Origin of the sequence: Acinetobacter sp. CIP 101934, assembly GCF_000369585.1 — a bacterium.
GTDB lineage: Bacteria > Pseudomonadota > Gammaproteobacteria > Pseudomonadales > Moraxellaceae > Acinetobacter > Acinetobacter schindleri.
Genome location: NZ_KB850094.1, coordinates 23,018 through 35,227, shown reverse-complemented (window position 1 = coordinate 35,227; position 12,210 = coordinate 23,018). Strand labels below are relative to the sequence as shown.

Annotated in this window: 12 protein-coding genes; 7 read left to right on the top strand and 5 right to left on the bottom strand. The window is 40.7% G+C overall.

What is annotated here, in order from left to right; translation table 11 throughout:
- Window positions 1–22 precede the first annotated feature (22 nt).
- From F899_RS00710 to F899_RS00700, 3 genes are read left to right on the top strand one after another with little or no spacing between them, the layout of a single operon-like run.
- Window positions 23–2,824, top strand: a complete 2,802-nt coding sequence (locus tag F899_RS00710) for a type VI secretion system Vgr family protein (RefSeq protein ID WP_005220293.1) — start codon at window positions 23–25, stop codon at window positions 2,822–2,824.
- Window positions 2,825–2,839: 15 nt separating this feature from the next.
- Window positions 2,840–5,020: a LysM peptidoglycan-binding domain-containing protein gene (locus F899_RS00705; RefSeq protein WP_005220291.1), complete on the top strand. Its 2,181-nt coding sequence runs from the start codon at window positions 2,840–2,842 to the stop codon at window positions 5,018–5,020.
- A gap of 9 nt (window positions 5,021–5,029) precedes the next feature.
- Window positions 5,030–5,896, top strand: coding sequence for a hypothetical protein (locus tag F899_RS00700; protein ID WP_005220289.1), 867 nt, complete (start codon window positions 5,030–5,032; stop codon window positions 5,894–5,896).
- A gap of 43 nt (window positions 5,897–5,939) precedes the next feature.
- Here F899_RS00700 and F899_RS00695 read toward each other — a convergent pair whose 3' ends face one another.
- Window positions 5,940–6,860, bottom strand: coding sequence for a Dyp-type peroxidase (locus F899_RS00695; RefSeq protein WP_005220287.1), 921 nt, complete (start codon window positions 6,858–6,860; stop codon window positions 5,940–5,942).
- 159 nt (window positions 6,861–7,019) lie between these two features.
- Between F899_RS00695 and F899_RS00690 the strand changes: the two genes are divergently transcribed.
- Both F899_RS00690 and F899_RS00685 read left to right on the top strand, forming a co-directional pair.
- Window positions 7,020–7,643: a LysE family transporter gene (locus F899_RS00690; RefSeq protein ID WP_005220285.1), complete on the top strand. Its 624-nt coding sequence runs from the start codon at window positions 7,020–7,022 to the stop codon at window positions 7,641–7,643.
- Between the two features lie 89 nt (window positions 7,644–7,732).
- Window positions 7,733–8,053, top strand: a complete 321-nt coding sequence (locus F899_RS00685; protein WP_004895307.1) for a pyrimidine/purine nucleoside phosphorylase — start codon at window positions 7,733–7,735, stop codon at window positions 8,051–8,053.
- Between the two features lie 10 nt (window positions 8,054–8,063).
- On the opposite strand, the gene F899_RS00680 is transcribed toward F899_RS00685, so the two are convergent.
- From F899_RS00680 to F899_RS00665, 4 genes are read right to left on the bottom strand one after another with little or no spacing between them, the layout of a single operon-like run.
- Window positions 8,064–8,546: a 2-thiouracil desulfurase family protein gene (locus F899_RS00680; protein ID WP_034433806.1), complete on the bottom strand. Its 483-nt coding sequence runs from the start codon at window positions 8,544–8,546 to the stop codon at window positions 8,064–8,066.
- A gap of 3 nt (window positions 8,547–8,549) precedes the next feature.
- Window positions 8,550–9,350 (bottom strand): zinc ABC transporter permease subunit ZnuB, encoded by an 801-nt coding sequence (gene znuB / locus F899_RS00675; RefSeq protein WP_005220281.1) that lies wholly within the window; start codon window positions 9,348–9,350, stop codon window positions 8,550–8,552.
- Between the two features lie 3 nt (window positions 9,351–9,353).
- On the bottom strand, window positions 9,354–10,136 hold the full coding sequence (znuC, locus tag F899_RS00670; protein ID WP_005220279.1) for a zinc ABC transporter ATP-binding protein ZnuC: 783 nt from the start codon (window positions 10,134–10,136) through the stop codon (window positions 9,354–9,356).
- Window positions 10,118–10,615 carry a transcriptional repressor gene (locus F899_RS00665; RefSeq protein ID WP_004814242.1) on the bottom strand — a complete coding sequence of 166 codons (498 nt, stop codon included), beginning with the start codon at window positions 10,613–10,615 and terminating at the stop codon, window positions 10,118–10,120. The genes znuC and F899_RS00665 overlap by 19 nt, the downstream gene beginning before the upstream one ends.
- Before the next feature lie 138 nt (window positions 10,616–10,753).
- Between F899_RS00665 and F899_RS00660 the strand changes: the two genes are divergently transcribed.
- A complete protein-coding gene (locus F899_RS00660) occupies window positions 10,754–11,590 on the top strand; it encodes a metal ABC transporter solute-binding protein, Zn/Mn family (protein WP_005220276.1) in 837 nt (278 codons plus the stop codon).
- A 173-nt stretch (window positions 11,591–11,763) separates the two neighbouring features.
- Entirely contained in the window at window positions 11,764–12,162 is a 399-nt protein-coding gene (locus F899_RS00655) for an ATP synthase subunit I (RefSeq protein ID WP_004814246.1), read from the top strand.
- The last annotated feature ends 48 nt before the right edge of the window (window positions 12,163–12,210 follow it).

Sequence of the window (12,210 nt, the reverse complement as noted above, 5' to 3'; positions counted from 1 at the left end):
ACTTCTTAAAAATAACTATAAGATGCTAAACAATATTCATACCATCCTTGAGACTCTTGGGCTTAATCTGCAAAAACGAGCCCTACATATCCAGTTTTCTAATGAGGTTTTAAATACACAGGTTTTTATTCAGCGCATTGAAGGTCATCATCAGATTAATGAGGGTTTACAGGCAGAACTGATCTGCCTTTCAACCAATGCAAATCTCGCTTTAAAACAATTTATTGGCTGTCAGGTTGCAGTTGATCAAGTGACTGACCGTGGAGAATTATTTCGAACGACAGGTTTGATTACAGCAGCAAGCCAGGGACAAAGCGACGGAGCTTTGACGCTGTATAAACTGACCCTGCAGGATGCAACTTCCTTATGGCATAAACGCCGTAATAGTCGTGTGTTTATGAATAAAAGCGTTCGGGATATTAGTGAAATTTTATTTAAAGAATGGCAGGCTCGCAGCTCCTTATTTGCAGCACGATTGAGCCTGGATGTTTCTGCCTTGTCACGGGACTACGATGTTCGACCTTTTGTGATGCAGTCCAATGAAACGGATTATGAGTTTCTGACCCGCTTATGGCGTAGTGAAGGCGTTAACTGGCTGATCGATGAAAAGGAAATCATGGTCCCCGTTTCAGCTCAGACCATTCAGCCACAAATTCTACGTTTAATTGATGACCAGCCGCATTTTCAGGCTTTAAAGCGCCGTAGTATCCGTTTTCATCGTAGCCATGCCACCGAACCTTTTGATACGATTACTGGTCTATTGGCAGAGCGTTCTTTAAATCCAACCCTAGTACAAACCCAGCGCTGGCAGGCGGATCAGCTGGCTCAGAGTGAAAGTCAGCTATTACTCAGTAGCCATCAGCATAGCGAAATACAGGATAATCAAAGCCTGAATCTTGAAGATGTCTGGACCATTAGCCCGGCCTGGATCAGCGACCTGAATGGAGAAGATCAAACGACTTCAGCCAGTTCTGCTCAACTGGATCAACTCAGCCAGCAGCTACACCAGTCCCATGCCTTGCAGTCCAAATATTTTAAGGCCAGTAGTAGTGTGCGTGATGCACAAGTCGGTTACTGGTTTAAATTACATGATCATCCTGAAATAGATCAACATCCAGCTAATGAGCGTGAATTTTTAATTTTGGGGAAATATTTCTATAACCAGAATAACTTACCGAAAGATATTCTGCTGCAGCTGGATCATTTAATACAGTCCAGCCGCTGGAAAGTATTAGATGATGAGAGACAGAGTAATGAATTGTATTTGGTTCGTCGTCATATTCCAGTCGTACCTGAATATCATCCATTACAGCATCGGCCAATGGCCCATCCACAGCGGGCGAAAGTAGTCGGACCTGAGGGTGAAAGTATTTACGTGGATGAATGGGGGCGGGTCAAAGTTCGTTTCCTGTTTACCCGCAGTGATGACCATCAACATGATGGTGGCGCTGGTGCCAATGATAATGATAGTGACTCGGCTTGGGTAGATGTGTTGACACCGTGGGCAGGTGAAGGCTATGGGGCAAGATTCCATCCACGTATCGGGGAAATCGTCGTCATTGATTTCTTTGAGGGAGATGTCGACCGGCCATTTGTGGTGGGTCGTATTCATGAAGCTGAACGGCATCAGACGATGTTTGATGTCAAAGGCAAACTGCCATTAACCAAAAAACTGAGCGGTATCCGCTCTCAGGAAGTAAATGGGGAAGGTTTTAACCAGCTTCGGTTTGATGATACGACCGGACAGATTAGTGTACAGCTACAAAGTAGTCATGGGGCTAGCCAACTAAATTTAGGAAATCTAAGTCACCCTAAAGAAGATGAAGTGAGTGATGGGCGTGGTGAAGGGTTTGAGCTTAGGACGGATCAGTGGGGAGCAGTGAGGGCGGGGGCTGGCCTGCTTCTTTCAACACATAAACAGGGAAATGCTAATGCCAACCACTTAAATAGTAGCCCGGCTAAAAGCCAGCTTGAATCAAGTTTAAATAATAGTAAGGCCTTAAGTGACGTTGCTAAAAACCAGCAAACTGATCCTTTAGAGGCACTTGATCATCTGACAAATTTTCTGAACCAAATTGAACAGCAGGATCAAAGTAAGGCTGAAACCTTTAAACAGGCGCTAATGGTACTTTGTGCACCAAATTCAATTGCACTTTCAACGAATGAAGATTTGCACTTATTGGCTGATAAACAGATTAACCACAGTGCCGCGGATAGCATCAATTTTTCAACCCAGAAATCTTTAATTGCCCATGCTCAGGACAGGATTAGCCTGTTTGCAGCGCAAAAAGGATTCAGAGCCATTGCGGCAAAAGGCAAAATTGAGCTTCAAGCACAAGATGATGCAATTGAAGCTATTGCTCGCAAACAAATCAAAATTATTTCGACTGAAGATCAGATTGAAATTATAAGTCCTAAAGAAATTGTACTGACTGCGGGTGGATCTCAGTTAAAGATTAATGGACAGGGGGTATTTAGTACTACAAGTGGGAAGTTTGAGTGTAAAGCTGGGAAGCATAGTTTTATGAGGGGAGCAAACGTAACGTATGAAGTACCTCAGCTTCCCAACAAGCCTTTATATAGCAACAGACTGGATGTATATGATTTATTTTGGCAATCTGACTTCAGTGCATTAACTTATAAAGCTTTTATTCCAGAGACAAATTCATATATATCAGGTCAGCTTGATGAGCATGGTCGTACTAAAAAAATGACTACAGCAGATCCTTCTAAGATTGAAGTTTTAGTAGGCCTTAATGATGATTGGGGATTAAATGTTCAGGGCTATGATGTAGAAGATTTAATAGAACATAATAATAACTAGGATATAAAAACAAAAATGGTGAATAAGTCTTTAGCAACCATACAAATTTTAGATTTATTGGGTAACCCAATTTCTAAAGTTCGATATGAAGTTAAAAATAGTAAAACAGGCCAACACGTAGTGCGTGGCTTTACCAACTCTAAAGGATGCCTATACGAGATTCAAAGAGATAAAGGAACAGTTTTAGATATTTACGTCAAAAGCCTTTTTGGCATAGGTATGAAAAAAGTTCAGACATTTACAATGTCGAAAGATCGTATGCTTGTCACGGTAACTAGCCCTAAAATTCTATTGGATTTAAAAACAGTTGATAATAATGGAAGTCAGGGGAGTTATAAGCGTAAAACACATACTGTTAAAAAGGGTGAAACTTTATCATCTATTGCGCATAAATATCAGACCACAGTTCGAGCACTTGAAAGGCTGAATAGAATAAAAGATGCTAATAGAATTAGTATAGGCCAAGTAATTAAGCTACCAGTTAATACACCTGCAACAGGGAATAATATTAGTACGAATAAAAAAACGAGTGCTCAATCACTAGAAAAAAGTAAAACAGAAGATAAAAAAGTTGATAAGGGCGTTGCTACTACGGCAGATATGGGCATTGCTGCTACATTTGAAGAATACCAAAGGAAAGCGGTAGAAAAACTTAATGAATGGTATGAAGAAGGGAAAAAAGCACTTTCAGAATCGGTAAAAATTGATATTACAGAAGACCGTAGCCAAGAGAGTGGAACACCTAAAACCAATACCACAAATTTTTGTGAAAATAATCCTGAGTGTATATCAAAAGGTCAAAGTGAATTAATTAGAGAAGTTAATATCAGATTAGCTGGATTTGGAGGTGCATTACCTACAGATGAGTTTACTCCTTTAACTGCGCAATGTATTAAACAGTTTCAAAGAGATTATATGGGGGTGCCAGAAACTGGAAAAATATGCGGCAGTGTTTTAGTTGCTTTAGATAAGTTTTATTATGAATATCCAATTGCTAATGTTATGGCTAAAGCCAGTTGCCCTTGTGGAGAATGTTCAGGCTATGGTAGGAATAGAAGAAATACAAAGTCAGGCTTTAATACTGCCAATGAATATCCAGGATTACATAGGTCATTAATATGGATATTAAAAGTTTTAAATTTCTATTTAAAAAATGAATTTAAATCTAAAGGCCTTGAAGTGGCTTATATTGAATCTGGTTATAGATGTATAGATGATAATAAGAAAAAAGGCAGAACCACAGTAAATCATATGGGTTTAGCGCTAGATATACACATCAAGAAAAATGGGAAAAGAACTAAGGCTATAGAAGATGTAGAGTTTGTTAGAAAAGAAATTATGGCTGTAAAAATGGGAGCAAGTGAAGAAAGGTCTTCTGATAAAATATATTTAGAGCCAACAAAATTTAAGAGTGGAGCAAATGGAGCAACTACTTGGGTTCATTTTGATGTAACAAGATTCTCGAGTATTTACTTTAATGATGAATACTTTAAAAAAGAGATTAAAGATCTCAATGGGAAGCCAATAGTTGAGATTGCTAAATCACTAAATATAAATTCTATTTTTAATTGTGCAGGAATAATTGTAAATACTTCTAGTATTTCTAAAATAACAGACCAAACTATTGATGATCTTGTAAAAGAGTTAGGGGACGCAATTGCTAGTGGTGAAGGTAGCTATGAAGCTTGGAATGCGGGAGCTCCTGAAGGGAAAAGGGTCAAATATGGAAAAATGAATGACTTGCCAGGTACAATTACTGGGAAAACTATTGATGAGCTTTTAGAGGCTGCCATCAAATATAAATGGGATGATAATAGAAGAAGATTTGCAACAGGGAAATATCAAACGATTCCTTCTACTTTAGCGGCAGCTAAAGCAAGACTAAATTTGACTGGTAATGAGTTGTATGATCATGATATGCAAGAAAGAGTCTTTAAGGAACATTTATTAAGAGGTCGTTCATCTATCTATAACCTGATTATTAATGGAAATAAAACTGTAGAACAGGCTATGGTTGATGCTTCTAAAGAGTGGGCTTCAATTGCTTTACCAAAGGGAAAAAAGAATAAATATGGGGTTATTTCTGATGGTAATATTGGTTACCATGAATCTAGAACAAATAAAGCAAATAAACATTCTACTGAGAAAGTTAAAGTTATATTTGAGAAAATACATGCTTATCATTCAAATAAATAGGTTTTAAAAATGCAGTTCAAATTAATTTTATTATTTCTTTCTATTTTAGGATTTTCGAGTTGTACATACCCCAAAGAAAATATATTGATAAGTTCAGATAATGTCTCAAAATGTTATTTTGAAGATGGAAATATTGATTTTTGTTCGAAAGATAAGCTTGAGGTTTATAATAAGCATATTAGAGATTTGCCTAATTTTTCAAATGATAAAATATTATTAATTTTAAATCATAATAGAAATACAGGTAAAGGTGAAAGTAGGGTTGTTAAGCTGATAGTTGTATTAGACCCGTTAGGGAAAAAAGTAATTCCTGTTCCTCAAATGGTAGGTAATTTTGTTGATAGTAAATTAAGAGATATTTATAATGAACCTGCTATTATAAAATACAATAAGAAGGGTAATAAAATTTGTTTGTCAGGAACTACCTATTTTTTAAAAAATAATAATATTAATGTTGAGGATGAGTGTTATAGTTTTGAAAAAGGTCGTATAAATAAAATAGACAATTTGAATTCAAATAATAAAGAATTTTCTAACTTGCCCTATTCATCCGATATTCATTTTAAATGTATAAATAATATTAAATTAAATCAGTGTAATGGTTTAATATTGGTATCTTCGCAAACAATGTTGAATAAGTATAACTTTATTAATCCTCAAGATGGAATGAGTGTGCTCTTGAAAGGAGAAAAAGATTTCTTTTTAATAGTATCTCCGTTTTTTGATGAAGAGGGGGCCAATTTAAGGATTATGAAAGTTAAAGATTTTAGCTTAATTTCAGAAAGATATATATATGCAGGAAAGAATGTAGAGATTGATGATAATTTGAATATAAAATATTTTGAAGGAAATAATAAAAAAGAATTCTCATTCTGAGAATAATTGATTTAAAAAGCCGACTTTCATCGGCTTTTCATTATTACCCTTCCAAAACCTCTTCCAGCAACTCCTCACTTGGTGCAAAGTAATATGCACCATCCATTGGAGTCACGAAGTGGAGCAAGCGGTCATGGATTTCATCGCCAGACGTGCCGAACATACGCTCTAACATGGCATCAATAATGTTTAAATCTTTGGTGTAGGCAATGAAGAACAGGCCTTGGTCACCCCGACCATCACCATAAGGCAGGGAGTGACGTAAAATTTCCATTTCTTCACCTTCCTCGTCTTCAACTACTGTACGAGCAACGTGTGCATTGGCAGGTTTTACATCATCATCGAGCTCAATTGATTCAAGCTTGGTACGACCCATTACTTGCTCTTGAGCATCAACTTTTAGCTTTTTCCATTTTTCCAGATTATGCGCATAACGCTGTGCAAAAATAAATGAACCATCCTGGAAAATACCGGCATCTTCACCGACTAAAGCGACTTCAGCGCGATCATCCGGGAATTGCGGGTTTTCAGTACCATCGATGAAGCCAGTAATATCACGTCCATCAAAATAGCGGAAACAGACACGTTCATCCAGCACTTCAACCTGATCGCGAATTCCTTCAAAGAAAGCCTGACTTAAAGCAAAGCAGATATCGGCACGTGCGCTAGCAATATGAATCAGTACATCTGAAGGAACAACAGGCATATCAAACGAACCTTGAATCGGCTCGAGTTGTTTAAAGCCTACAGGAGCTTGGTCATAAAGTTTTGCCCACAGTTCAGGACCAAAAGCCACGCCTGTTTTAATTTGCGCATTAGGATGTTGAGTAATCAGACGATCACGTGTCGTAAATAATTGTTCTAATTGCTCTTTAAAATCTTCAATGCTGAGATCTTTAAGACGTAAAACAATAAAGCGAGCATGATCTGAAGGTAATGGCAAAATTACAGATTGGGCTGTCATTCATGGCTCCTGTAATAAAAATTCCTGTATTTAATCGCATTATTGTGCCTGAAGCCATACAGGGTGAATAGTATTCAGATTAAATTTTAGCGAGATTTTGATCTGAATATATTTGAAAAGTCATATAATACGCTTCAAGTTTTTCTATCGAGCAGATTCATGTCCTATCAAGTTTGGTTTGCCTACATGCTGGCCTGTTGGGTGATTAGCATTTCCCCAGGTGCGGGCGCCATTGCTTCGATGTCGAGTGGCTTGAATTACGGTTTTCGACATGGTTACTGGAATGCTTTAGGATTGCAGCTGGCTTTACTGGTTCAAATCGCCATTGTCGCTGCCGGCGCTGGAGTATTATTTGCTACGACACCTTGGGCATTTCTGCTGGTGAAATGGTTTGGTGTGGGTTACCTGCTGTATCTGGCATATTTACAGTGGACTGCACCGATGCAGTCGATTGAGATTCAGCATGAGTTAACCCGTAAGTCAGCAGGGAAACTGGTATTGCATGGTTTTCTCGTGAATATGAGTAATCCAAAGGCGATTGTGTTCCTGCTTGCGGTGTTGCCACAGTTTCTGGATCTGTCCAAACCTCAGTGGATTCAGTACGTGATTATGGCAGCAACCATGGTCACCATTGATCTGATTGTGATGGCGGGTTATACCGGATTGGCAGCGAAAGTTTTAAGATTATTAACATCAGCAAAGCAACAAAAAATATTAAATCGCAGCTTTGCCGTGCTGTTTGCCTGCGCTGCGACCTTGCTCAGTTTGGTGCATCAGGCTTAAACGTAAAGGCGCATTACACAAAAATAAAAACAATGTGATGTCGCTAGCTTTTGAATACAAAACATAAAAATATTAAAAAAGGTATTCCTATGTCTGGTCAATTCGACTGCGTGTCTATTATTAAAAAACCAACCATCCACGAATATGGCTGTTGTATCAGTCATTGCATTCAGTTGCCGGATGGTACTCAAAAAACTTTAGGTGTGTTCCTGCCGACAGAACAGCCGATCGTGTTTGAAACTGCTGTAGCAGAACGTCTGGAAATTATTTCCGGTGAATGTCTGGTGCAGATCGGTGAGGATGCGCATTATCAGCGTTATGTACCAGGGCAATCTTTCTATGTACCTAAACATAGTCGGTTTAAACTGTTATGCCGGGAAGTTGTGGATTATGTTTGCCATTTTGAATAGGGGGGTGAGCTTACTCAGGTCGAACTTTTAGCTGTTTCAAAAAATCTTGTTCGGTCATCACAATGATGCCGTGTTGTTGCAACAGGGCAGCAGTGACGCCTTGGCCTTGAATTTTTGTTCCAGTAAATGATCCATCATAAATCAGGTCACTGCCACAAGATGGGCTATTGGCTTTGAGGATGGCATGTGTCACTTGAAATCTTCGGGCAAGATCTAAAGCAGCATAGGCGCCTTGAATAAAAGTCTCTGAAATATCTGTACCATTTATATCGACAACATGAGCGTGGCGTAACAGTACATCGTGACCATTCCCAGATTGAATCTCGGCAGGCGGGCGGGGGATGGCTAAGCCGCCACTGACTTCAGGGCAGAGACTGACATATTGGTCAGGTAGCAGATGTTGCAACAGTTCCTTGAGCAGACAATCCTGTCCATTGTAACGGACTTTATGACCGAGCAAACAGGCACTAATCAAGTAGCGTTTGCTCACTATGACTTAACTTAGTTTTTTAAACTTCTGTACACAGAAGATCAGGGCAAACAGCACAGACATGGTCAGGACAATAGTTAGGCCAGTTGAAGTATTTAGACCGGCACTTGACCAGAGACCAACTGTTACCCCAATCTGAGCAATCACGAAGGCCCAGATCACCATTTGTCTTGGTGAGTTCGCCAGCAAGCGAGCCGTCAGTGCCGGAATGACCAGCAGGGCTCCCATTAGAAGTGAACCTACTGCTCGAAGTGCCAATACGGTGAATAGGGCCAGTAACAACATAAAGATCAGGCGTTGTAATTTGGCATTCACACCTTCGCTGATCGCCATATCAGGATCAATGGCAATTTGGATCTGTGCCTGCCAGCTTTTATAAATCACAGCCAGTGCAACAATAATCACCACAGCAAAAGTGGGTAAATCATTCCAGGAAATCGTCAGCAAATCACCGAACAGATAACTCAGCAGTTCTGGTCTTAAACTCGGTAAATGCTGAATGAACAATAAGCCTGAGCAGAGTAGGGTGGCTGAGCAGAGGGCAAGCAAAGCATCGTTCGGTAAGCGAGGATCATACAGCACCCATAAAATAGCCACCAGCAACAGGGCAATAAAGGTCACACCGATCCACAGCGGTAGACTCATGGCACCAGCAATGGCAACACCCAATAAAGTGCCATGTGCCATGGTATCAGCAAAGAAAGACATACGACGCCACAGCATCAGACAGCCCAGCGGAGCAGTCAGAAATACCAATAGTGTTCCCATGATCCATGCAGGTAAAAGCAGTTGTAACCAGTCCATCATGGCTTAAGCTTCCGGCTCGGGGTGAATATGCGGTCGTGTATCATGCTGACAGGGTGTTGCAGAGTCGCCATGGGCACAGTGATCATGATGATGCTGGTAGAACACCCGATTGGTGCCAAAGATCGCCTGATATTCTGGATGTTGCTGCACACTTTCCGGTAATCCGCTACAGCAAATATGTTTATTCAAACAAACTACACGATGCGTACCTTGCATCACCCATTGCAGGTCATGTGAGACCATTAAAATGGCACAGCCATATTTTCCTGGCAGGCTACGCACATATTCATACAGTTCGGCTTCGGATTGGATATCCAGACCTTGCATGGGTTCGTCTAGAACCAGGATATCCGGCTGGCGTAGTAAAGCGCGTGCTAATAATACACGTTGACGCTCACCGCCAGAAAGCTGTTGAACTTTGGAATTTTCCAGCTTGGCAATACCGGTATCACGGATGATTTCAGCTTTAATAGCTGAAGGACATTTCTCGAGTGCCAACAGATCTTTTACCCGTAGCGGCAAGCTATGTGAAGGATTGAATTTTTGTGGCACATAAGAAAATTTCAGCTTACGCGCCGTATTAATCTCACCGGATTGCGGTTTCACAATTCCGAGCATAACTTTAATTAAAGTCGACTTGCCGGCACCATTTGGACCAATGAGTGTGACAATCTCTTTCTCCTGCAAAGAGAAATCAATGGCTTTTAAGATGTCCCGCTGATCGATATTGACCCAAATTTTAGAAAGTTGAATCAGCGGTACGGGAGTTAGGCTTTGTTGCGACACTGCTGACAGATTCCTGAAATCTCAATGATGCTGTGATGAGCACTAAAATCATCTGAGCTTGCTAATGCGTCGAGCTGATCCAGTAATCCTTGTGCAGATGCTTCTTTTACGGCTTTACATTCGGTACAAATCAGGAAAGCTGCTTGGTGACCTTCACGTGGATGACAGCATGGAATATAGGCATTAATAGAAGTCAGACGGTGAATAAAGCCTTTTTCTAATAAAAAGTCGAGCGTGCGGTATACTGTGGGTGGTGCCGCAGGACGATCACTATTATTTTTAATCTTGGCCAACAGGTCATAGGCGCCCATGGGACCTGAAGCATTTAAAATCAGTTCGAGGACTTCCTTACGCAAGGGCGTAAGTCGCGCACCAGTTGCTGCACACAGGCTTTCCGCTTCAGCCAGGCGTTGTTCCACGTTCGGATGATCGTGTACGCCGTGCAATGCGTTGTGGTGTTCGTGCGAACAGGAACCCATAGTTCACCTCAAGTGCGAAACTGAAATTAAAAGAATTTTAAATCTTATCATGAAGCGTTGTCAGTTTCGATTAGGCATAGGTATTTTTGCAAATTTGTTATATTATAACACTTAGTGTTTTTACCGCGATTTTCTCCCATGTCCCGTTTCTTTGCGTTCTGTGCCCTGGCTTTATTGAGTACCTTAAGTTGGTCACAAAGTCTGGTGGTATCTACGCATCCGATTTACCTGATTGCCAAAAAAATTACCCAAGGGGTAGAACAGCCAACCTTATTATTGGCCAATCAGACTGGACATGATGTCAGCCTGACCCCGGCACACCGTAAAACCATTCAGGATGCGGGGCTGGTGATCTGGCTGGGACAGGCCCATGAAGCGCCTTTAGCAAAAGTACTCGAAGAAAGTAATAAAAGTATCGCAATTCTGGATTCCAGCATTATTAATCCTTTGCCAATGCGTAATCCGCGTGCTGAAGCCTTAAAAAATACGGTTGATACACATGTCTGGCTGGACCCAAATAATGCAGTTCGCATCGGTTTCTTTATTGCTGCGCTGCGTTCACAGCAAATGCCACAGTACCGTGAAACTTACTGGAAAAATGCACGTGCTTTTGCACAAAATATGCTAACGACAGCACAACGTTATAGTTCAACTTCTAAGCCACGCCCCTATTGGTCATATCATGATGCCTATCAATATCTAGAGCGTCCGCTAAACCTGAAGTTTATGGGTGCACTCACCGATGATCCGCATGTGTCACCAACAGTTGCACAGATCAAGTACCTGCAGGATACCCGCGTACAGACCAAAATGTGTCTGCTGGCTGAGGGACATGCCAATGCCAATCAGTACAGAAAACTGAACCCGGTAGTTTTCCAGCATGTAGACGAAAGCATGAGTGGGGCAGGGGACTTTATCCAAGGCTGGCAACAATTAGCTGATCAAACGAACAAATGTGTGCTAAATTCTCGATAATGATTAAAAAGTGATCGAGTTTTGCTTAGTTTAGAAACGATTGAACCATCGAATTTTTCGAAGCTAAGCTCGGGAAAAGATTGCATGTTAAGGGGTGTAACTCTATAATGCCTGCGATTAAAAATAATCATCAGCTAAACTTGTCAAGCATGATTGCTGTGAGTGAATAAATAATGAGCCGAACTAGTCGCTTGATTGACCGACGATTAGCGAAAGCTTTAGTCATCTTGCAAGCAGTAATGATACCCGTTTCAGCGTTGTTAGGTTGGGTTCTGAAGGACACAACCGCAGCCTTGAGTGCAGCCTTGGGTGCATTCGTATGTTGGCTGGCGACCTGCTACTTTAGCTGGCAGTCGTTTCGTGCTGCGGGCGCGCGAGCTTCCAAACAAGTTCTATCGAACATGTATAGGGGCATGCTCGGTAAGTTTGCAATTGTGATTGTTGGATTCATTTTGATTTTAAGCAATGTCAAGCCGTTATCCCCGGTTGCATTGTTTTGTGGTTTTATACTCGTTCAAGCCATGTCGTGGGTCGCTCCGTTTTGGGTGTCACGTCTACAAAGACGAGTTTAAGCGCAGCAAAAATTGAAAAGTTTTTTCAGAAATAAGCGAGATATCAAG